The 22,215-nt window shown below is 60.9% G+C and carries 23 protein-coding genes; 15 read left to right on the top strand and 8 right to left on the bottom strand.

The genetic code is table 11. The annotated features are described in order from the left end of the window. Positions 1-237: 237 nt before the first annotated feature. The 7 genes from C8264_RS17240 to C8264_RS17270 all read right to left on the bottom strand — a co-directional run bounded on the left by C8264_RS17240 (position 238) and on the right by C8264_RS17270 (position 7,369). Positions 238-990, bottom strand: coding sequence for a TSUP family transporter (locus tag C8264_RS17240; protein WP_245893331.1), 753 nt, complete (start codon positions 988-990; stop codon positions 238-240). Continuing rightward, positions 987-2,183, bottom strand: a complete 1,197-nt coding sequence (locus C8264_RS17245; protein WP_245893333.1) for a glycosyltransferase family 2 protein — start codon at positions 2,181-2,183, stop codon at positions 987-989. Before C8264_RS17245 ends, C8264_RS17240 begins: the two co-directional genes overlap by 4 nt. Positions 2,184-2,322: 139 nt before the next feature. Next, the gene (gene hisG / locus C8264_RS17250) at positions 2,323-3,030 is read right to left on the bottom strand and encodes an ATP phosphoribosyltransferase (RefSeq protein WP_108462232.1); all 708 of its coding nucleotides are present in this window, start codon (positions 3,028-3,030) and stop codon (positions 2,323-2,325) included. Continuing rightward, a complete protein-coding gene (locus C8264_RS17255; RefSeq protein WP_162783720.1) occupies positions 3,027-4,091 on the bottom strand; it encodes an ATP phosphoribosyltransferase regulatory subunit in 1,065 nt (354 codons plus the stop codon). Before C8264_RS17255 ends, hisG begins: the two co-directional genes overlap by 4 nt. 172 nt (positions 4,092-4,263) lie before the next feature. Further along, the gene (hisS, locus tag C8264_RS17260; protein WP_108462234.1) at positions 4,264-5,760 is read right to left on the bottom strand and encodes a histidine--tRNA ligase; all 1,497 of its coding nucleotides are present in this window, start codon (positions 5,758-5,760) and stop codon (positions 4,264-4,266) included. 257 nt (positions 5,761-6,017) lie between these two features. Then, the gene (locus C8264_RS17265) at positions 6,018-6,278 is read right to left on the bottom strand and encodes a hypothetical protein (RefSeq protein ID WP_108462235.1); all 261 of its coding nucleotides are present in this window, start codon (positions 6,276-6,278) and stop codon (positions 6,018-6,020) included. 464 nt (positions 6,279-6,742) lie between these two features. Further along, complete coding sequence (locus C8264_RS17270) at positions 6,743-7,369, bottom strand: DNA-3-methyladenine glycosylase I (protein ID WP_108462236.1); 627 nt, start codon at positions 7,367-7,369, stop codon at positions 6,743-6,745. Positions 7,370-7,555: 186 nt separating this feature from the next. Between C8264_RS17270 and C8264_RS17275 the strand changes: the two genes are divergently transcribed. From C8264_RS17275 to C8264_RS17325, 13 genes are all read left to right on the top strand, one after another. Further along, complete coding sequence (locus C8264_RS17275) at positions 7,556-8,179, top strand: L,D-transpeptidase (protein WP_245893334.1); 624 nt, start codon at positions 7,556-7,558, stop codon at positions 8,177-8,179. 18 nt (positions 8,180-8,197) lie between these two features. Next, positions 8,198-10,162: a TadE/TadG family type IV pilus assembly protein gene (locus C8264_RS17280; protein ID WP_108462237.1), complete on the top strand. Its 1,965-nt coding sequence runs from the start codon at positions 8,198-8,200 to the stop codon at positions 10,160-10,162. A 244-nt stretch (positions 10,163-10,406) separates the two neighbouring features. Next, positions 10,407-11,723, top strand: a complete 1,317-nt coding sequence (locus C8264_RS17285; RefSeq protein WP_108462238.1) for a tyrosine-type recombinase/integrase — start codon at positions 10,407-10,409, stop codon at positions 11,721-11,723. Positions 11,724-11,809: 86 nt separating this feature from the next. Next, complete coding sequence (locus C8264_RS17290; protein ID WP_108462239.1) at positions 11,810-12,559, top strand: hypothetical protein; 750 nt, start codon at positions 11,810-11,812, stop codon at positions 12,557-12,559. Between the two features lie 113 nt (positions 12,560-12,672). After that, a complete protein-coding gene (locus C8264_RS17295) occupies positions 12,673-12,897 on the top strand; it encodes a helix-turn-helix transcriptional regulator (protein WP_108462240.1) in 225 nt (74 codons plus the stop codon). Positions 12,898-12,955: 58 nt separating this feature from the next. Further along, complete coding sequence (locus C8264_RS17300) at positions 12,956-13,141, top strand: hypothetical protein (protein ID WP_108462241.1); 186 nt, start codon at positions 12,956-12,958, stop codon at positions 13,139-13,141. Positions 13,142-13,158: 17 nt separating this feature from the next. Continuing rightward, positions 13,159-13,515 carry a winged helix domain-containing protein gene (locus C8264_RS17305; protein ID WP_425430694.1) on the top strand — a complete coding sequence of 119 codons (357 nt, stop codon included), beginning with the start codon at positions 13,159-13,161 and terminating at the stop codon, positions 13,513-13,515. After that, positions 13,512-13,688: a hypothetical protein gene (locus C8264_RS22245; RefSeq protein WP_162783721.1), complete on the top strand. Its 177-nt coding sequence runs from the start codon at positions 13,512-13,514 to the stop codon at positions 13,686-13,688. Before C8264_RS17305 ends, C8264_RS22245 begins: the two co-directional genes overlap by 4 nt. Further along, positions 13,685-15,106, top strand: a complete 1,422-nt coding sequence (locus C8264_RS17310) for a replicative DNA helicase (RefSeq protein ID WP_108462242.1) — start codon at positions 13,685-13,687, stop codon at positions 15,104-15,106. The genes C8264_RS22245 and C8264_RS17310 overlap by 4 nt, the downstream gene beginning before the upstream one ends. 2 nt (positions 15,107-15,108) lie before the next feature. Beyond that, positions 15,109-16,029 carry a DUF1376 domain-containing protein gene (locus C8264_RS17315; RefSeq protein ID WP_108462243.1) on the top strand — a complete coding sequence of 307 codons (921 nt, stop codon included), beginning with the start codon at positions 15,109-15,111 and terminating at the stop codon, positions 16,027-16,029. 121 nt (positions 16,030-16,150) lie between these two features. Beyond that, on the top strand, positions 16,151-16,315 hold the full coding sequence (locus C8264_RS22250) for a hypothetical protein (RefSeq protein ID WP_162783722.1): 165 nt from the start codon (positions 16,151-16,153) through the stop codon (positions 16,313-16,315). 11 nt (positions 16,316-16,326) lie between these two features. Further along, on the top strand, positions 16,327-17,439 hold the full coding sequence (locus C8264_RS17320; protein ID WP_108462244.1) for a hypothetical protein: 1,113 nt from the start codon (positions 16,327-16,329) through the stop codon (positions 17,437-17,439). A gap of 128 nt (positions 17,440-17,567) precedes the next feature. Then, a complete protein-coding gene (locus C8264_RS17325) occupies positions 17,568-19,472 on the top strand; it encodes a hypothetical protein (protein ID WP_108462245.1) in 1,905 nt (634 codons plus the stop codon). Here the strand turns inward: C8264_RS17325 and C8264_RS17330 are convergent. Further along, entirely contained in the window at positions 19,456-19,740 is a 285-nt protein-coding gene (locus C8264_RS17330; RefSeq protein WP_162783724.1) for a DUF3379 domain-containing protein, read from the bottom strand. The two genes, C8264_RS17325 and C8264_RS17330, sit on opposite strands and share 17 nt — an antisense overlap. 25 nt (positions 19,741-19,765) lie before the next feature. Between C8264_RS17330 and C8264_RS17335 the strand changes: the two genes are divergently transcribed. Next, entirely contained in the window at positions 19,766-21,061 is a 1,296-nt protein-coding gene (locus C8264_RS17335; protein ID WP_162783725.1) for a cell wall hydrolase, read from the top strand. A 60-nt stretch (positions 21,062-21,121) separates the two neighbouring features. Then, positions 21,122-21,496, top strand: coding sequence for a hypothetical protein (locus tag C8264_RS17340; RefSeq protein ID WP_162783726.1), 375 nt, complete (start codon positions 21,122-21,124; stop codon positions 21,494-21,496). Positions 21,497-22,215: the final 719 nt, after the last annotated feature.

The following is a 22,215-nucleotide window of genomic DNA, read 5'->3' on the forward strand; positions in this document are numbered from 1 at the left end:
GCAGGCTGCCGCGAAAATCCGATCTGGCAACCATCACCGACGAGCACCTGCAAACCATTGTCGCCCTCTACAACAACACCCCGCGAAAATGTCTCGACTTCCAAACCCCAAATGAGGTCTTCTCCAGCTTCTCTAACCGTGTTGCACTTCAAACGTGAGTCCACCTTCCCGCTTTCGCCGGAATGACGCGGTGGAAGCGAAAAGGACGGCAAACGTCCAAGGTAGACACTCCCGGCTTCAGGGGAAGAACAGCAGCTTTATCGCCATGCTGATGGAAATGACGACGACCAGCGGGCGGATGAGTTTGGCCCCGAAGCGGATGCCGGCGCGGGCGCCGGCATAGCCGCCGACCAGTTGGCCCAGGGCCATGGCGATGGCTGCAGGCCAGACCACGTCGCCGGCCGGAATGAAGATGACGAGCGCGGCCAGGTTCGAGGTGAAATTGAGCACCTTTGTGTGGCCCGAGGCGCGGGTGACGCCCAGGCCCAGCAGCGTCACGAAACAGATGGTGAAGAACGAGCCGGTGCCGGGGCCGAAAATGCCGTCGTAGAAACCCAGCACAAAGCCGATGGCCGGAACGGCAAGGGCGAACGGCAGGCGCGCGGTACGGTCGGCGTCCGACAGGCTGGGCGAAAACAGAAAATACAGCGCGATGCCGATCAGCGCGATGGGCACGGCAATTTCGAGCAGGCTGATATCGATACGCTTGACGACGAGGGCGCCGATCAGGCTGCCGCCGAAGGTGAGCGCGATGGCGGGCAGAAGCGAGCGGAGCGAGACATAACCGCGCCGCCAGAAGGTGACGGCTGCCATCGCCGTGCCCACGACACCCTGCAGCTTGTTGGTCGCCAGCGCCGAGACCGGCGGCAGCCCCACGAACAACAAGGCGGGAATGCCGATCATGCCGCCGCCGCCGGCGACCGCATCGACAAAGCCTGCCAGCATGCCGACGCCGGCCAGCGCGAGGAGAATCAGGGGATCGACGATCACAGTTTAGCCTGCTCGTTCGGCGCGTCGGGGACCCGGCGCTCGTAGATGGGGATATTGATGATGGAGGACATGAAGCCGCTCATCATCAACTGGACGCCACACACAAGGAAGGTCATGGCGAGGATTGCGGCGCGCATGGTGCTGGTGAGATTGAGCACGCCGAAATCGCGGATTGCCCATTGATTGAGGCCCCAAAGCAGGGCCGCAAAGCCGATCAGCATCAGCGCGAACGCCACCAGCAGGACGCGCTCGAGCGTGATGGCTTCAAGGATGCGATCATAACTGCCGGAGCGCGGAATGAAGCCATAGCGGGAGGCGAAGCGGCGGCTGATGATGGCGAAGGATATCGACTGCAGGCCAACGATGACGCAGAGCGAGGCCACAAGGAAGGTGTGTACGTCGAGCACCACGTGGCCATAGCGCACGGGGCCGGGAAGCAGGATGGCGCCGACGACGAGGCCCACCCAAAGCAAGGCTATGCCGGGATAGAGGAACAGCCAGCGCGGGGAGAACAGCAGGAGGAAGCGCAGATGGCGCCAGCCGTCGCGGAAGGACCGCAAATGCGGCGGGCGTGAGCGGCCGTCCTTGGCGAGGGTGGTGGGCACTTCGCGCACGTCGAGGCCGGCGAGCGTGGCCTTGACCACCATTTCGGAGGCAAATTCCATGCCCGATGTGCGCAGTTTCAGGGCGCGGATGGCGTCGCGCCGGAAGCCGCGCAGGCCGCAGTGAAAATCGCCGATCGGGGTGCGGAAAAACAGGCGGCCGGCGAAGCTCAGGGCCGGGTTGCCGATATAGCGGTGGTGCCAGGGCATGGCGCCGGGCGCTATGCCGCCCTGGAAGCGGTTGCCCATGACGAGGTCGGCGCCATCGCGCAGGGCGGCGATGAAGGCGTCGAGCCGGGAGAAATCGTAACTGTCATCGGCATCGGCCATGATGACGAAGCGGCCGCGCGCCGCTGTAATGCCGCCGCCCAGCGCTGCGCCATAGCCGCGCTCGGGGACTGGGACCACGCGGGCGCCGTTGGCTATGGCGATTTCGCGCGAGCCATCGGTGGACCCGTTATCGGCGATGAGGATTTCGCCGGCAATGCCGGTACGATCGAGGAAGCTGCGGGCCTTGGTGATGCAGAGGGCGAGCGTTTCGGCCTCGTCGAGGCACGGCATCAAAATGGTGAGTTCGAGTTCTTCCGCCAATTTGCCCCCCGCCGGATGGGCACTTGTGCCGTGATTTGGCGGGGGTGGCAATGGTTGGGGGCACGAGATCGGGGCCAGTCGCCCCCCACCCTTGATCCCTCCCCGCAGAGGGGGAGGGAGTTGACTGACGGATTAGAGGTCAGATGTGGGCGGTGGTGCCGAGCTTGGCGAGGAAGGTTTCGAGTTGGGTCTGACTGTCGGCCGAACGATCGGCCGTGCGCGATACGATGAGACAGGCTTCGCTTTGCAGCATCACGCCGTCTTCAAGGACACGCAGGCCGTTGGCGGCGAGAGTGGAGCCGGTGGTGGTGATGTCGACCACGATATCGGCAACGCCAGAGGCCGGCGCGGCTTCGGTGGCGCCGAGGCTTTCGACGGTGCGGTATTCGGCGATGCCGGCCTTGGCGAAATGCTGGCGGGTGATGGTGATGTATTTGGTGGCGATGCGCATCCAGCGGCCGTGGCGGGCGCGGAAGTCCGACGCGACGTCGGCCAAATCGTGCATGTGGGTGACGTCGATCCACGAATCCGGGACGGCGACGACAACATCGGCATTGCCGAAGCCCAGCGGCTTGGCGAAGGAAACGGCGCTTGGGCCATGTTCGCTGGTTTCGTGGATGAGATCGCGGCCGGTGACGCCGATATCGATGGTGCCGCGGATGAGTTCGCGCGCGATTTCGGAGGCCGGGAAGAAGCGCACGGTGACTTCGGGCATGCCTTCGACGGCGCCGAGATAGGAGCGCGCGCCGCCGGGGCGGGTGATGGTCATGCCGTTTTGCGAGAACCATTCGCGGGTGAGTTCTTCGAGGCGACCCTTGGAGGGGACGGCGAGGGTGATGCCGGTCATTGTGCGACCTCCGCTTCGAGCCGATCGACCCAGACCGAGCAGCCGGATGCAGCGATCGGTGCCGTGGCGCCGAGACGTTCCAGCAGGCGATCATATTGGCCGCCGGACGCCAGGACCTGTCCGTTGGCACCAGTCATTTCGAAGACGATGCCGGTGTAATAATCGAGGCGCGGCGAAAAGCTGGCGTCGAAAGTCACACGCGCTTCGCCCAGGCCATTGAGGTGACGGCGGATGGCGCGGATGGGCGCGCCGAGCATCAGCCGGTGCCGGCTGGCGAGCGCCTCGATCTGGGTCAGAGCCTGCAGCACGGGACCAGAAATAGCGAGGTAGTCACGCAGCAGCTTCAGCGTTGCTGCGGGCACATGCGCAGCATCCAGTGCCTGTTGCTCCAGGTAACGGTCGGCGATTTCCTCGGGCGTACGACCTTCCGAGAGGCTGAGGCCGGCGGCAACCATTTGCGCCGTGATGTCCTCGATCAGGGCGTCACGGCTGGGCTGTTGCTCGCGCGGCATGTCCGGCGCGGCCTCGAGGCGGGTCAGCAGGCGGTCAAGCGCCTCGGTGTGGCCGAAGCGATTGCGGATGCGCGGACGCCAGGCGTCGGGCATGTCGGCCTGGACCAGCAGTGCCTCGAAGAGGCCCACGCCGCCCAGGCGGACATGGGGCACGACGCCGAAAATGGAGAGAGCCGCACGGGCGAAGGTCAGCACCTGATCGAGCGCAATATCGCCATTGGGCTGGGCGAGGAGTTCGATGCCGGCCTGGTCGAACTCGGCGGGGCCGATTTCGCGCTGACGGAAGATGGGGCCCATATAGGAAAAAGCGGCGGGGCGCCCTACCCCATCGGCGATATAGGACTGGACGATCGGCAGGGTGAAATCGGGGCGCAGGCAGTGCTCCGCGCCGGTCGCGTCGGTGGTGAGCAGGAGGCGGCGGCCGAATTCTTCGCCGGCGAGATCGAAATATGGATCGGCGGAGAGCAGCAGGGGCGGCGTGGCGCGCGTGGCGCCCTGGGCTTCCACGAGGGATTCGAGATTGGCACGGCGGAGGGCGGCGCCGGTCATGGGGTAGCGCCCTTGGTGCAAATTGCTCTCCCCAAACTCGGTGTCGCGCCGGCGCAGGCCGGGGTCCATCCTGAGATGGTGACGGCTGCACTACCTTGTGGCCGTGGCGTGATCTCGGGATGGATTCCGGCCTGCGCCGGAATGACATCGTGATTGTGGATGGAGAGGAGACTCATTGCTCGCTCAGCAGTTTTTGCACCGCGCTGACGAGGTCTTCGCGCTTGATTTCGAACTGGCCGGGGCGGGCGGCTTTCCATTCGGCGTTGTCGGTGATGGCGGCGGCGGCCTGTTTTCCAGCTATCAGGTCCTTTACCTGCAGGATGCCCTGATCGCGCTCCTGGGAGCCTTCGATGATGACGGCGGGGGCGTTGCGCTTGTCGGCGTAGGCGACCTGCTTGCCGAAGTTCTTGGTGTTGCCCAGGAACATTTCGGCGCGAATGCCCGCATTGCGGAGTTCGGATACCATGGCTTGGTAGCCGGCCATCTGGTCCTTGTCCATGACGAGGACGACGACGGGGCCGACCGGTTCGGTGGTGCCGAGATTGCCGGTGAGTTTGAGGGCGTTGGCGAGGCGGGACACGCCGATGGAGAAGCCGGTTGCCGGAACTGGTTCGCGGCGGAAGCGGGAGACGAGACCATCATAGCGGCCACCGCCGCCAACGGAGCCGAAGACGACATCCTGGCCTTTTTCGTTTTGCACCTTGAAGGTCAGTTCGATCTCGAAGACCGGACCGGTGTAATATTCGAGGCCACGAACGACCGAGGGGTCGAGGATAACGCGGCCACCGAAACCTGCGGCGCTGACGAGGCCGAAGATGGAGGCTAGTTCCTGCACACCGGCAAGGCCGGTTTCGGAGCCGCCGATAAGACCGGCGAGCGCGTTGATTGTCGACACGACATGGGCGTTGCTGCCCGGTTCGACGCCATTGGCGGGAATGCCGCTTTCGACATAGGCGAGGATGGGATCGATCTGTTCGGGGGACAGGCCGGCGCCCTTGGTGAAATCGCCGCTTTCGTCCTTGCGACCGGCGCCGAGCAGGAGCTTGACGCCTTCTGTCCCGAACTTGTCCAGCTTGTCGATGGCCCGAAGCACGGTGAGCTTTTGCGCATCGGTGGTGACGCCGGCAGTGGCGAGAACGCCATCGAGCACTTTGCGGTTGTTGACGCGCACGACGTACTGGCCCGCAAGGCCCAGCGCGTCCATGACATCGGCCATCATCATGCACATTTCGGCGTCGGCTTCGGGGCCACCAGCGCCGACGGTATCGGCGTCGAACTGCATGAACTGGCGGAAGCGGCCGGGGCCGGGCTTCTCGTTGCGGAACACATAACCCTGCCGATAGGAGCGATAAGGCTTGGGCAGGGTTTCGAAATTCTCGGCGAAGTAGCGGGCGAGCGGCGCGGTCAGGTCGTAGCGCAGGCTCATCCACTGCTCGTCGTCATCCTGCAGGGAAAAGACGCCGGCATTGGGCCGATCGGTATCGGGCAGGAATTTGCCAAGGGTTTCGGTCAGTTCCAGAAGAGGCGTTTCAACGGGATCGAACCCGTAGCGCTCATAGACCTTGCGGATGGTGTCGATCATGGCGCCGACAGCGGCGATCTCGCCGGGCGTGCGGTCCTCGAACCCACGCGGCAGACGCGGGGCGATCAGCTTGGTCTTTTCGGTCATCGGATCGTCCTTGGAAGTCGCGCCGTTGTTAGCGGATAGAGGCGGTCAAAACAACACGTTGCAGGCGGCGTTCCCTGACTCTCAGGGAGAGGGGTGGTGAGGGTTCCCGGCTTGAGCACCGAGAGTGAACCCCTCACCCGGCGCAACGTGCCGACCCTCGGGTCGACGCCCGAGGGCAGGCTCTCTCCTCTCAGGGCCGGGTGGGGCAGTGGGCGGCTTAGGGAAGGAGGCCGGGATTTCTCCTGGCCTCCGAGCTTTTACATCCCGGGTCTCCGCAAGGGGGGCGGGATGGTCTGGTTGACCGGGATGTCGAGCCAGTGAGCCGGGCTTGCGGCGGGTGGCAGGCCCAGATCGTCCCGCAGGTAGGCGGGCAGATGGGCAGGCATCCGCGGGCGGTTCCACCAGGCGCTGATTGCCGCCCCGAGGACGGACACCAGACCGCGCTGGTGCACGGCGTCGGCGATGGAGAATTCAAGGCGCAGAACGACGCTGCCCTCGGGAAGGGTATTGTAGGACATGATGATTTCCGGACGCGTGGCGTGCGGCCGGCCTCTGGTTGCGGTGGGGATGGATGGGGCGGAATCAGAGCGCAGGGCGACCCGATTTCAGCACATCACGGTTGGTAGCTAGGTAGTGTCCACGGCAGAAACTGCCGGAGGGCGACGGGGTACAGGGACTTAGGCTTGTACGAGATGTCGCATTTTGAGGCCCTGGGGCGAAACGAACATGGCTGTCATGCGGTGCCTCCCTCAGGTTGGCGTTTGTGGACGGGTGTTTTCTAGCTCTCGTTTCCGTGATCCGCAAGAGCAGATGTGGCGGGATGTCGCAGACGGGGTTGGTTGTGGCACGAAGGCAACAGGGGGTTGGGGGTGGAGGCAATATCGGGGCTAAGCGTCCCCCCACCCTTGATCCCTCCCCGCAAGGGGGAGGGTGTCGACTAGAAACAGCGGCGCAGGACGCCCATGCCTCATAGGTGAAAGATTTAGGCGGGCCGGATCAGGGCCGCGCGCTCTGCTTCAACTTCATCGCGACAGAAGCATCCTTCGACGTGGTCGTTGACCAGGCCCATGGCCTGCATGAAGGCATAGCAGGTGGTGGGACCAACAAAGGAGAAGCCGCGTTTGCGCAGGTCCTTGCTGAGGGCGACGGAGGCTTCGGTCTGGGCCAGACGGCGCAGGTTTTCCCAGCTCAGATCGTTGGGGCGATGCTCCGGGCGGGTTTCGAAGCGCCAGAAATAGGCGGCGAGCGAGCCGAACTCCTCCTGCAGAACCAGTGCACGCTTGGCGTTGTTGATGGTGGCGGCGATCTTGCCACGGTGGCGGATGATGCCGACGTCGCCCAGCAGGATCTCGATATCGGTCTCGGTCATGGCGGCGACCTTGGGAATATCGAAGCCGTGAAAGACCTGACGGAAGCGTTCCCGCTTGCGCAGGATGGTGATCCAGGAGAGACCGGACTGGAAGCCTTCAAGGCAGATTTTTTCGAAGAGCCTGGTGTCCGAAGTCGCGGGGCGGCCCCATTCATGGTCGTGATAGTGCCGGTAGAGGGGATCATCGCCCGCCCAGGGGCAGCGCGGCAAAGCGTCTGGTGCTGGTTCGCTAGATGTCATGGCTGATCGCTCCCTGCGGCCTCGCAGGCTTAACCGAGGGCAAGCAACAGCGCAATCTTAGTGCCGCAATAACCATCAGCCTCGCCAATGGCTTAACCAATCCGCTTCACCGCTTTTTGCCAATTCCAGGCGCAGACTGCCCGCCAAAGCTGGCCCTGAGGCAGCAAGCAAAGCGAGGCGGTTGCGATGAAACCTGGTGTGGTGGTGCGGAGTGCCATGGCGCTCGTGTTGTTGGCGGCGAGCGTGATTTCGGCGCAGGCACAGGGGCTGCAGCCCGGCTGGCGCTTTCAGCCACCGCCGGGAATCACCGTCGTGCCGCCCAACCGGCCGCGGCACGGGCTGGCGCTGCAGGCTAATCTGCACGTCGATCCGGTGTTCCTGCGCCAGGTGGTGCGTTATGACACGCATGAGCGCAGCGGCACCATCGTGGTCGATACATCAGCGCATTTCCTGTATTTCGTGCTCGGGGATGGACGCGCGCTGCGCTACGGCATCGGCGTCGCCAAATCCGGTTTTGAATGGAACGGCACGCATCGCGTGACGCGCAAGGCGGAATGGCCAAGCTGGACGCCGCCCGCCGAAATGCTGCGCCGCCGGCCCGACCTGCCCCGGCACATGAAAGGCGGGCTGGACAATCCGCTGGGAGCACGAGCGCTCTATATCGGCTCGACACTGTATCGCATTCACGGCACCACCGAGCCATGGAGCATCGGGCAGAACGTTTCGTCGGGCTGCATCCGCATGACGAACGAAGACGTCGTTGACCTTTACGTGCGGGTAAAAATCAACACCAAAGTCGTCGTCCTTTGATAAGGATTATCTAGCACAATGACGCCCGGGCTCCGCATCGGGGGCGGGTTTCCATGGGTCGACGGCGTCATGCGTCACTTGCACAAATTGTTAAGGCGCTTTGCGCACGATGAAGGTGGCGCGTTTGCCGTGATCTTCGGGGTCATGGCCATTGTCCTCGTCGCGCTCAGTGGCGCGGTGGTGGACTATGTGGCGCTGCAACAGGCGCGTAGCCGGGCGCAAATCGCGCTTGATGCCGCGGCTCTGGCGTTGCAGCAGGAGATCTACACCACCCCCAAGAGCGAGTTGATCGTTCGTGCCGCCGCACTGGTCAGAGACCGCATTGGCGACACCCGGACCGCCTCGGAAATCAACGATGCCCAGGTAGATACGAAACTCGGCTTGCTGAGTTTTACCGGCGAGCTGACAGTGCCCACCATGTTTGTCAGTCTGGTTGGTGTAACCGAACTGAGCGCGAACATATTTTCGGAGGCCGTGCGCGGCTCGCTGGACGTCGAAGTAGCCGTTGTGGTGGACGTCACCGGGTCGATGACGGATACGGTCCCTAATGGCAAAGGCGGGTATGAGACCAAAATCAGTGCGCTCAGGACTGCGCTGAATCAGTTGATCGACATCGTCGTGAAGCCGGAGCAAACTCCGAGTTACTCCAAAATGGCCATTGTACCCTATTCGGTTGCCGTGAATGTAGGGGAAACCTATGCACCCGCGATACGCGGGCCAGTCATAGCGCCCACCGGGATTAGCAATATCAATTGGGCGGTGGCGAACAGCGCAAGGTCCATTAGCAACTTCTATGGCGACAAGAATAAGCCGCTGACCTTTACGACCTCAAAGCCGCACAGCTTGACGGTAAACGATAGGGTCTTCGTGTCCGGAACTGGCTTGTCTGCGGTGGATGGCAAAGTTCTCACCGTATCTTTGGTAAGCAGCACATCCAGCTTTCAACTCTCGGGCGTTGTAGCGAGCTCAAACACCAACACCAATATTAACGGCACGGTGGCCGAATGCCAGATTGCGACATGCGACTTAGTCGTCACATCAGCTAACCACGGCTTGAAGACTGACGACTACGCTTACATCCAAGGAACAAGCTTGCGCAATTATAGCAGCAATAACAACTATAATTGGATCGACAACAATACGTCTGAGTTCGATGATCGGTTTATCGTCTGGCAGATAAAGAACGCCAACACGAACAATTTTTCGTTGCCGGATACCGCGCCAAGCAACGGCCGGAACTACGGCACGCTGCCAGGTACGGGCGGCACCGTTTCCTGTGTGCTGCCGGGATGCCAGCATCTTTATTACGTAAACAAGCAGGGCGATGGACGCCGACAGGAAATCAGCACCTGCGTAACGGAGCGCCCTTCCCACGCCAAAGACCTGCCACCGACAGTAAGCTATTTGGGCCGCAACTACTCTTCCGACAACAATCCCTGCCTTTCCACCGAGGTTCAGCCGCTTACTGATAACAAGACCATCCTGCACGACTTGGCGAACGATCTTACTGCAACGGGCTCCACCGCTGGTCACATCGGCATCGGCTGGGGTTGGTACATGGTGTCTGCAAACTTCAAGGGCCCCTGGCCTGCTGCCAGCCAACCGGCAGTGGGCGACACCAAAAACGTCATCAAGGCTGTGGTGATTATGACGGACGGCGCTTTCAACACGTCCTACTGCAATGGCGTCATCGCCAAAGATTCTGGATCTGGCAGCGGAAACGAGGGCAATAAGATCAACTGCAATTCGCCGAACGGCGATGCATTTACCCAGGCTAAGGCGCTATGCGCCGCAATGCACGCAGAACGGATTCGCGTTTACACGGTGGCCTTCGACGTGGGCGGCATAGCGCAGGCTAAAGAGATCATGACGAAATGCGCCAGCGAGCCAGGATTTGCCTTCGATGCCACCACTGGCGCCGACCTGTCTTCGGTTTTCGCCTCGATCGGAGAAAACCTCTCGTCTCTGCGCTTAACACGCTAGCGGAAAACCAACTACTGCCTGAAAAATTGGTACCACCTCTCGGGATCGAACCGAGGACCTCTAGATCCACAATCTGAGGGGCCGCGTCGCTTCCTGTTTTACATCGGTGGACAGCACCACCTCAACCCGTTGATGTGGTGCGCGTTTCCTGATACGTTCTTGCATGGTGTTTCACCGAGTTCCCATAAGTGGTGGCGACCCGGTGGCGACCCGATTTCCGAAATGGCTGTTTCGGTAGGAAGCTATGGCAGGACAGAAAATCACAAAACGCGTTGTCGATGCCGCTGAGCCGCGCGACAGCCGCTATATAGTCTTCGATAGCTTGATCACGGGCTTTGGCCTTCGAGTGATGCCGACCGGTGCCAAGTCATTTATATATGAGTATCGGCCTGGCGAAGGCGGACGGGCACTGGCAAAGCGCCGCTATACCATCGGCAAGGCGACGGACCTAACCGCAGACCAAGCCCGCAAGGAAGCCGAACGGCTGCGCGCACTGGTGGCGACCGGTGGCGACCCGATGGAGTCTAAGTCGGATGCGCGGAAGGCTGCGACAGTCGAGGAAGTGGCCAGCCTTTGGCTTAGTTCCCATGTCAAAGCGAAGCGCAGCGACGGCACCCATGAGCATTACCGCGACCTGCTGGACCGGATCATCATTCCAGCGCTGGGCAATCTCAAGGCAAAGACCCTGCCCCATTCCAAGGTGGCAAGGCTTCATGACGATTGGAGCCACACCCCTTTCCAGGCCAACCGCATCTTGTCCTGCATCAGCGCCTTTTATAATTGGGCCGGATCGGCAAGCGTCGGCTTAGTACCCAAAGGCCACAACCCTGCCGACGACATTGAGAAGTTCGAAGAGCAAGGCAGGGAGCGCCCGCTTGAGCCAGACGAATTGCTCCGTCTTGCCGATGCCCTTCGGCTTGCTGAAACCACTGGCATTCCTTGGGATGTTGAGAAGCCGACCAGCAAGCACCTGGCAAAGGCTGATAAGCGGGTGACGGTCTTTAGCCCGCATGTCGTCGGCGCGCTCCGTCTGCTCATGTTCACTGGCGCCCGCCTCCGCGAAATCCTCAATCTTGAGTGGAAGCAAGTCGACCTTGCGCGCGGCGTCCTGCTACTGCCGAAGCACAAGACCCGACGCCTTACCGGGGTAAAGGTCATTGTCCTGAACGCCCCTGCTCTTGAAGTGCTGACCGGTCTGGAGCGCATCGGCAAGTATGTGATTGCCAGCGACAGCGCCGGAACGCCCGAAGAAAAGCCCAGACCCGACATCAAGAAGCCTTGGGCCAGCATCAAGCGCCACGCCCAGCTCGAAGATTTGCGAATTAACGATTTGCGCCACAACTTCGCGACTTTCGGCGTCGGTGGCGGTATGGGCCTTCCGATTGTCGGCAAGCTGCTCGGTCACACCAAGGCTTCCACGACAGAACGCTACGCGCACTTGCAAGTGGATCCGCTACGGCGCGCGACCGAAACAATTGGCGCGGACCTTTTGCGGGCTCTCGGCCACTCCGAACGTCAGCCCAACAATGTGGTTCCGCTGAAAGACGCCCGGAAGGGCTAACAGTTGCGCAGGGCTAGACCGGCCAGTCGAAAGCCGCCTCACCAGCAGTTGCCCTGCGCTCCTCATGGTGCTCGCGAGGTGAAGCGATGGTTATTCCGGCTGAACAGCCCTTTTTGATCGATCCCAACGATATTGACGCGGCAGAACTGCCCAGGGTCTTGGCCTTTCTTAATCACGAGTTTTCAAGAGGCAATCTGATGCCTATGGGGGCGCTGGAAGGTGTAGTTGGATTCGGACGCCGCGCTATGGAAGTGGCGATCCGTGCAGCCATGGATGCCGGAACTGTGCGCCAATATCCTGAGCACGCTGAGGATTGGAAAAGCACCGAGCGAGTAGCTCAAAAGGCAGTTCGCGCAATAACCGAACTCACCAACTACATGGCGTATGGAAAGCATCACACGAGCAACGCAGCGCCCATCTTGGACTTGCTATCACCTGCGCGCCAAATCCGGCGAATCGAAATGCCGAATATCGCTACTGAGCAGCAACGCATTGAAGGAGACAACTTAGCTGCCGCCCTGCTGGCCGGGCTGGATGCTGCACGGAGGGTTTCCTCTGCTGCACATATCAAACATAAAGAGGTGGCTAGTAGAATTGTCAACTTTGGCCAAGTTGAGCGAGCTGCATTCGCAACGATTTGGGCAGAGGCTTGGCTCACGTTTTACGGCAAGCGTCCAAGCTCCAGCAAGGGAGCAGCAAACGCCTTTACGGCGTTTTTGGAGATAGCTTGGGAGGACGCCACCGGTGTTAAAGAGGCCCCTTTCGCAGCCAGCCTATCTAAGGCCATAGCTTCTCTGCCGCCCAAACCAATGATCCCCTATTACCCCGACTGGTGAATATGGGACGAACCCCCCAGATACGAATTTTGCCGGTCCATCATATCTAAATGCGACCAGCAACCGCATCCTACTCCTCGCAACTGGATCAACCTAGAAAGGAGCAAGAGCGAATGACTACCGGAGCCCCCGCACATGTCCTGCTCAATACCAAGCAGGCAGCCGAATACCTAAACCTTTCAACGTCTGCTCTTGAGAAGGCTCGTGTCAGCGGCATCAACTGCCCGCCGTACGTCGCCATGGGCCGCGCCGTGCGCTACCGGGTGGAAGACCTGCAAGCTTTTGTAGCTGCCCGCATCCGCACCAACACCGGCCACAATCGCAGCATCGCCGCCTAGGCAAGGAAAAGCCCCAGCGGGCTCAACACCGCCAGGGCCTCAATAGGAATTCATCACAATGCAGCAATACCACGAACCCGCCTCGGCGGGCAACAATACCGGCTTGCCTAAATTTGGCCCTCCCGCAATCCCGAACGGCCTCACCAGCGGCGGCAAACTTGTCTATCGGCGCACGCTCCGCCCTGTCGAAACCTGCAACGCGCTGGCTGAGATTGCCGGGATTGGCTGCGGGGTGGTGAAATGACCGAAGCCCTTAAGCCAATCAAACCCAAGTTCGACTGCATCATTCGCCGCAATGGTGAAGTCGTGCGCACCACCACTGTTATCGGTCGCGTGGGGTGGGCTCTGCTCTCGTTGATCCGAGCGGGCGAGACCGGTTGCACCCCCATCACCCGACCGGCGCCGAGGTGGAGCGACTATGTGTTCCGCCTACGGGCTCAGGGGTTCAACGTCGAGACAATTGACGAGAACCATGGTGGAAGCTTCGCAGGGAGCCATGCTCGCTATGTGCTGCGCGACCAAGTTTCGGTTCTTGGCGGCAACCTGCGGGAATACCTGAACAGCCCAGAGGGGCGACGGGAGTTCGGCAACGCCTACTTTGGGAGCGCCGCAGCATGACGCGCGAAACCGTCTCTAACGCCATCAACATCGCCGCCACTTGGCTGGCTGCAAATTGGGAGAGCGCCGTTGCAGGCGCTCCCCTGACCAAACAGCTTCGGGAACAGTATGGCCTGTCCTTTGCTGATGCTGTCCGCGCCATTGCGGAAGCCAAGCGGAGGCTGGGTAAATGACCGAGAGCGGATTCGTTCCTGAAATCGAGCAGAACCTTCTTGGTGCTATCCTGTCTGCCGGCGACCATCGGGGCACCCTGGCGCGGCTCACGCCAGAGCATTTCATCGAGCCAGCACACGCTGAAATCTACCGGCTGGCGTGCGCTGCGCAGGAGCAGTACGGCACCGCCACCATGCCGACCGTCTTCAAGCTCGCATCGGCTGACTTCGTGCAAGGCTTTGCCGAACGCACCGGCACGCCTCTCGGCAGCTATCTGGCAGGCATGGTTACCAGCACACCTTTCGATGCCCGCAACACCAAGGGCGGCGCCAAGGCGGTGGTGAGCCAATGGGCGAGGCTAGGTCTCAAGGCAGAAGCCGAGGCCCTTGCACATGTTGCGGCGGATCCCTCGACCAATCCGGCTGAGCTTGCTCGCGCACTGGTATCCCGAGTGGATGAACTGGCTTCGCATCTGCGCAACTCGGGCGGCAAGGCCAACACCCGCCAGACGTTCGCAGAGGCGGCACAGGCGGCACTCACGGCTTCCATCGAGGCCAAGCACCGCAAAGGCCTTACAGGCGTCACCAGCGGCCTTATCGACCTCGACCGGGCAACCGGCGGACTGCAGCGCCGTGACCTGATCCTGATTGGCGCACGGCCTTCTATGGGCAAGACGACCTTGGGCACTTCCATTGCTCGCCATGCTGCTGCCAGCGGCGTGGGCGTCGGAGTGTTCAGCCTCGAAATGGACAATGCCAAACTGGCGGCTCGCATGATCAGCGACATTGCCCATGCTGAGCGATACCGTGTCCCGTACCAGGATCTGATTGCAGGCCATCTCACAGACGAGCAGGAGGAAGCGGCTGCGCTGGCTCTGGAGAAGTATGTCGAGCTGCCAATCCTGCTGGACGACGCCAGCGGGCTCACCATTGCCGAGATCAGGGCGAAGACGGAAACCATGCTTGAGGATGCTCAGGACCGGGGGGCACCGCTGGGCATGCTGATCATCGACCACCTCGGCAAGGTGAAGCCTTCGGCCCGGTATGCAGGAAACCGCAACAATGAGGTTGGTGAAATCACCGATGGGCTCAAGGCCTTGGCGCGTGAATACGACCTTGCTGTTGTCCTGCTTTCCCAGCTGTCGCGTCAGGTTGAGCAGCGGGAAGATAAGCGGCCGGTTCTCTCGGATCTTCGGGACAGTGGGAATATCGAACAGGATGCTGATGCGGTTATGTTTCTGCACCGGCAAGCCTACTATCTGGAGCGCGCAGAGCCGGCCGATCCAGATAAGCGCATAGACTGGCAAGCGGACCTCGATGCTTGCCGTAACAAGGGCGAGCTGGCGATTGCCAAGCAGCGTAACGGCCCTTGCACAACCATTGACCTCCACATTGATGTTGCATGTTCCGCCGTTCGGAACGCGGCCAGGAGCTATTGATCATGGCACAATTCCCCGCTCTTCCCCTCTGGACCGACGCTTATCTATCCGACACCCGCCACCTGTCAGCGGAGCAGCATGGGGCCTACCTTCTGCTGCTTATGGAGGCCTGGCGCCGGCCGTCCTGCTCACTGCCCGATGATGATGAGATGCTTGCCCGCTTAGCTTGCATGAGCGGGGACCGTTGGGCGCTCAACCGCGACACCATAATGACGTTCTGGAAACTCGACGGACGAAAAAAAGAATGGACGCAATCAAGACTCACTGACGAGCGGTCTTATGTGGCTGAAAAAAGCCGTTCGCAGAGGGATAAAGCTGCAAGCCGTTGGAAAACAAAGACAAAAGGTGATGCCGTGGCAATGCCGGAAGGTATGCCGGAGCATATGCCGGAAGCATGCCGGAGCGATGCCCCCACACCCACACCCACAGTAAGAGAAGATACTAACGTATCTTCTTTGTCCGAACCTTCGGTTGCGGACCCTGGGCGCACAAAGTCGGGTAAGCGAAAAGGCAACGGCTACACCGGTCCATACGAAGCCTTCTGGAAAGCCTATCCATCAACTGAAGGCCAATCCAAGCTCAACGGGTTCAAGGCGTGGCAGAAGCTATCGACTGAGCACCAAGCCCAGGCCATGGCCTCGCTCCCCTCCTACGCCGCTCTGCTCAAGCGCCATCCTGATCGGGCGGTGAAGCATGTCCAGGGTTACTTGAGCGGCCGCATGTTCGAGACGATGGGCGGCGCCACCGTGACGGAGCTTGAAACACCGGAGCAGTGGCGCAAGCGCCTTGGACATGCGCGAAACCGCCATGAGTGGTTCCCCGCGCACTGGGGGCCTGCGCCGGGTGCGCAGGGTTGCCGGGTGCCTGCTGACCTGCTGCTTCCAGGCGATGGAAGAGGGTGGGCCGAGAACAGGGCGGCATAGAATAAACAAAGGTTAAAAAGGCAGATTGGATCGATTAAGTGAACGACTGGCCATCAACAGTTGCCTAATAACGAACAATGGCCTATTCTGAGGTGATATTGTTCAGCTATGGATTACTGCCATGCAGACCAACCCACGCCGTCAACCCTTAAACCAGCACCTGCTTGTGGCCATGCCTGCGGACTTGAAGCAGAAGGCACACGAGATTGCCGCAAAGCAGGGAGTCACGGTCGCCCATCTCGTTCGCACTGGATTAGCTGCTGTTATTGAACAGTCGGCTGCATAGGAGCGCATGCCATGGTTTCCCCGATTGCACCAATGTTCACCTGGCAAGACGGAAAGCTTCGCAGCCCAGGCGAGATTGAACGCGAGCGCAAGGTCGCGGAAGGTTTGCTTAAGGCTGAGCCCCAGGGGAAGGGTTTTTGGGGCTTTCTTGGGCAGGCAAGTTCAGGCCTGGCGGGAGCTGTCCTCAATCATTCAGCCACCCAGGCAGAGCAGCAAGGCATCGAGGCCGGGAATGCTGCCTTTGCAGGCATTGGCCCAAGTTCATCCATGGATCAGATCATCGCGGCCCTGAGCAATCCATGGGTTCAACAGAACAAGGCGCAGGCATCGGTTGCGCAGGCACTGTTGGGCAACAAGATGGAGCAGTCGGATCCCTCCTACCAGCTCGACCTTGAGTACAAGCGGGCACAGCTGGACGCGCTGCGCAATCCGCAGGCCGATCAGCAGTCGCTTATGAACGTGGGCGGCGGGCTTATCTACAACCCCAATGACGGGACCTGGATTTCGCCCCCTGGCATGGAGGGCGGGGTTCCGGCGATGAACGTTGATGGCGAGAGCAAGCTCCGCAACGAATACAACGGCATCAACACCGTCAAGGATTACGGGCTCCAAACCCAAGCCTACCAGCGTGTTCTGGACAGCGCCACCGACCCGTCAGCAGCGGGCGACCTGGCGCTCATCTTTAACTACATGAAGGTTCTCGATCCGGGCTCGACAGTTCGCGAGGGCGAGTTCGCCACTGCCGCTTCGTCTGGTTCTATTCCTGAGCAGATTCAGTCGCAATACAACCGTATCTTGAACGGTGAACGCCTCGCACCTGAAATCCGCAAGGACTTCGTCACGCGAGCAAGCCAGTTGTTCGAGGGTGCTTCCGGCCTCCAGGAAAATACCAATGAGCGCTATTCCGGTTTGGCTGAGCAATACGGTTACGACCCAAGCCGGATCGTCGCCCCTGTTCCCCAGATTGGCGTTCTCGATCCCAGCTTTGACCTGAACAGGTTCCTCAATCCGCAGACTGGCGAACAGACCGCACCGCTGCCTGTCACCAACGATGCGGAATATGAAGCCATCCCATCGGGAGCGACTTTCGAAGCGCCTGACGGCTCAATCCGGGTGAAACCATAATGGCTGGGTGGAGAGATGCCCCGCTTGCATCCGGGACCGTGAACCCTAGCCCCAGCCCCAGCCCATCGAGGTGGCAGGATGCCCCCTTGGCTCCGGGAGCCACTCAACAGCCCGAAGCATGGAATCCGTTGCTGGGTCTCTCCCGCGATGTTGTCAACGGCATTCCCATTCTTGGCCCTGCCTATACCGGCGCAGTGGATGCGGTAACGACGCGCCTCGCCGGAATGATGACCGGCGAAGACCCGCAGGCCATCAAAGACCGCGTATATGGCCGTCAGGATCAATACGAGGCCGAGAACCCTGTTCTGTCCACAGCAGGGCAGATTGCAGGCGGCGTGGCTGCTATGGCCCCTCTCGGTATGACCGCCGCTGGCGCCAGGGCCTTCGGCGTTGCGCCTGGGCAGGGTCTGTTCTCCCGTGTCGTGAACGGCGGCTTTACTGGCGGGGCCGTCTCAGGTGCCGACAGTCTTGCACGCGGCAACAGCGTACAAGAAGCTGCCTTCACCGGTCTTGGAGGCGCTGTTCTGGGTGGGGCGGGCGGCGCTGCTGCTCCGCACATCGGCGCTGCATTCAGCAAGGCAGGCGAAGCCGGACGCAGAGCGCTCGGCATGGCCCCTAGTGCTGGCGACGTGGGCATCTCTCGCCCCGCTGCTGACCTCCTTACAGACGCTATGATGGCAGATGGCACACTCGGCACCCAAGCCGGGCTTAACATGTCGCAGGCTGGCCCCCGCGCAATGCTGGCTGACGCAGGCCCCAATACGGCATCGCTGTTGGATACGGCCATCCAAAGCAGCGGTCCCGGCTCGCGCATCGCCACCGAAGCAATCGAGGCCCGCGCGTCTGGTTCCTATGACGACATCGTTAAAGCTCTAGCACAAAACCTTGGGGAGCCCCGAGGCGTCTATACCACTTCTCAGGGGCTGCGGACCGGCACCGCCCCGGCCAGAGACGCAGCTTACAAAGCCGCCTATTCAAGCCCGATTGACTACTCCAGCGAGGCCGGCCGGAATATCGAGCAGCTCGTGACTCGTGTTCCGAGCAGCGCCATTGATGCCGCGAAGAAGATGATGCAGGCCGAAGGCGTTCAGTCTCAGCAGATGTTCGCCAGCATAGCGGACGATGGTTCGGTTATTATCAACCGCATGCCGGATGTGCGCGAACTGGACTATATCACCCGCGCGCTAAACAAGGTCGCCAACTCGACCGAGGGCACAGGTGCATTCGGCAAGATGGATGATTTAGGGCGGATTTATTCCGGTCTGGCTCGCGATATCCGCAGCGCGACCAAGGAGGCCGCTCCCGCTTATGCAACGGCTTTGGAAACGGCAGCAACGCCGCTCCAGCAGAAAGAGGCCCTGGAATTCGGTGCTAGCCTGCTGCGCCCTTCCATGGCCCGCGACGAAGCGGCTGATATCATCTCAGGCATGACGGGTCCGCAGCGCCAGTTCGCCAAGCAGGGCGTAGCTTCAGACATTGATGAGGCGCTGGCCAATGTTCGTGCGGTTGTCTCCGATCCCAACCTGGACGCGCGTGAAGCAAGGAAAGCGCTTCAAGACCTATCGAGCCGTGCTGCGCGGGAAAAGATTGCGTTGCTCATGGACGATGAAGCCGCATCTTCCGCTCTATTCAAGAAATTGGACGAGGCTTCCCGCTCCCTGCTGCTGCGGGCCAACACTTCTACGAACACCAAGACCTATGCCCGCACGGCGCTCAATGACACCGTTAGAAGCTACGTGGAAGACGGAGCGGTAAACCAGGCAAAGCAAGGCAAGCCATTCAATGCTGCGCAGTCCATAGTTCAAGCACTGACCGGCAGGGATGCGCGGGGCAAGAAACAGATTGCCGACAAGATTTATGCCGAGATTGCCCAGCTTCTAACCCAAAGCCCCGACGCTGGAATGGACCTGATATCCGGCCTGGCAACAAGGCGGGCTCTTGCGCGGAATCCCCGTGTAGGCGCGGCGCTGGTTCCGGGCGCAGTCAGCCCTGCTACTCAGTCAATTGCTGAGGCGCTCAGGGGCGGGAGGTAGGCCAGTGGTGGGGCTTCTCTGGATCGTTCAGCAAACCCTGGGGGTAAATCAGGACGACCACGTACGCAAGACCTGCGCCCGCGAAGACCAGGATAAGCGCTGCCCAGTTCCAGTTCGTTGCGGCCAGCCCCAGGACGATCAAAAACAAAGCACATGCTGCAAGGTAAAAGCGCGTCCAGGCCGGCTGCTTCAACAGCAGCATCTTCTTCCCATTCGGGAAAACGCAGACCGCGACTACATCGGCCCGTTCAATGGGCAGTTCTGCCATCTTATACCTCGCACGAGGCCGCACCGTGGCTGACCAAGACAAGCAAGATATCATCGACACCCTCATTGCGGAAGGCTTCGGCGAAGGATCCGAGGGGATGCGCCGCATTGCAGAATCGATCCTCAACCGATCCGATATCCGGGGCATAACGCCGGGTGAGGTAGTACGCCAACCGCACCAATTCACCGGCTTTTGGGACCCCGGCCCAGCAGCGCGTGAGGCTCAGCGCCAGCAAGAAGCCAGAGATGCTGCGTGGGCCGCTTACGAGCTCGCTCAGCAGCCCGGCGACCCAACGGGCGGGGCTGACCACTATTATGCTCCCGGCACTATCTCAGAACCCTACTGGGCCAGTTCCATGACGCCAACGGGTGAATATGGCGGGCACGCTTTCTTTTCATCCACAGGCGGGCGTGGCGTCGGCACTCGACTATCCACGGCGAATCCAGCCGCCGCTCCAACCCCCCAGACCATAGGCCCCGGTGCCATTGCGCAGCGCAATCAGGTAACGCCGCAAATCCCGGCATGGGCTGGCACGGGCATGAACAGCGCGCAGCCCACGGTTACGGCGCGGAATGATCCCATGGGTTCCGCTGCTGTCCGTGCGGCGCTCTCGATAGGTGCAAACCAAACCTATGCGGGGCATGATCGGGGCGGCACACAATCCCTCACCGGCAATCCCGCTGCTGATGCGGCTCGTATCGCAACCCTCAGCATCGGCGGCAATCAGACCTATGCCGGCCAGTCCGGCGCAGCGCCGCAAACAGCGCGGCAACCATCGGCGTTTGGTGCATTCCCGCAGGGCGGCAGGGCGCCCAACGTGCCTGACCGGCTCCAGCCATCCACTGGCATGCAGTTCGCTGGCTATCCGGTTATGCAGTCTGCGGCGATGCAGGCGCAGCGCAACGGCGTAGGTGTTGGCACCCAGCTTGCCACTGCACCGGGCAGGACCGCCCCCGTCCCATTTCAGCGCCCCAGCTTTGGCATGGGTGGACCCGGCATGCTCCCGGTCAACGCTGCAATGACAGCCATTGCCCAAGCGGCTCCGGTCGCGCCACGTTTGACCATGATGAGCGCATACGCTCCGGGGGCTCAACAAGTCGCTCCCGCGCCCGTAGCGCAGAAGCCTCCGGTGGGCGCCGTTCTCGGCCAAGCTGCCAATGGCGGCTTCATGATCCAGGGCAAGAACGGCGTGATGAACACCACCACGCAGAACAGCGAATACTGGAAAGAGGCCACTGGCCAGCAGGACCGCTACACCAGCAATGGTGATGGCAGCTTCCAGAGCGCATCGGGCGGCACCTATTACGACCGGCACCTCTGACGCCTTCCCGATCAATGGAGACTGACAATGCCCCCAGCGAGTGACGGACCCCGGAACCCCATGAACGTGTATTCTGCAGATGGCGGGCCGCTTATCCGCGACGGTAGACTTAATCTCTCCCCAGCGTCGGCCGAACGGCTTGGCGTTCCCGCGAGCCTTGAGTCTTGGCGGTATGAAATCGCGCAGGGAGCATTGAACCCGGAACGCTATTCGGAAATCCTAAAGCAGGTGAACAATACCAACCTGCATGCTTCGCTCTCCATGATGGATCGGGCCCAGGTGGTAGCAAGGCGCCACCCCGGAGTCATAGTCCCTTCAGACCTCGATGCAGACTTTCACGACATCCTAGATGACCTGCGTGCGCGGATAAGAGCGGAAGCGGCCAGCCGGGGCGTGGTACTTATACCCAGCACTAACGCACAGGTGCTGCAATAGCCCGCGCGGTCTAAAGTAGGCTGAAATAGATAGGGAGACGGCGCTAAGGCCCCGAATTCCGCTTTTCGCGAGGCAGTGTCCCCAGTAAAGTAGTGGAATCTACTGCATAGGGCATGACCCTGGTCTCTCCACGGGTCAATCTCGGATACGCTTGCCGGTGCGCCTGCCCAATAAACAAACGCGAAATAACGCCGGCCCTTGCGGCCCAAGGGGAGTCCCAACGGCATGCTTAAGGACCCCATCCTCTTCGGGGGGAGTTAAAATGCAAAAGACCAGCGCTCACAAGCGCTTAACCTAATTAAACTCCCCGAAATCAATAGCCACGAGGGGTTTTGTCACTCCCTAAAGGTTAGCGGCTCCTTGTTTCCCACCAGTCAGCTGCACAAACCCTTATAGATCAACGACTTTACGCATTTAGAATCGGGTTTAGTGCTATTGATCACAGCGGCTTAGTCCATTCTAAAATGGCTAGTGCCCATGTCCGAAGCACACCGATGAGTAATTTTCGGAGGCAGTCATCGCGTGACAACTGTTAACCAAAAGCTGGTTGATCTTGCGTGATTGTTCGCCATTGCCGCACAGTGATTCCAAGTGACCTTTTCCGGCCTTTGTTTTTGGTCATTATGCGGCTTTAAGAAAAGCCGCGCGGACCTATTCAGCGGGTGGAGAAGGTTGGGAATGTGGTAGTGCGGAGCAGCGCCACCAAGTCTGAGTTGAAC

This window comes from Devosia naphthalenivorans (genome assembly GCF_003056355.1).
Lineage (GTDB): Bacteria > Pseudomonadota > Alphaproteobacteria > Rhizobiales > Devosiaceae > Devosia > Devosia naphthalenivorans.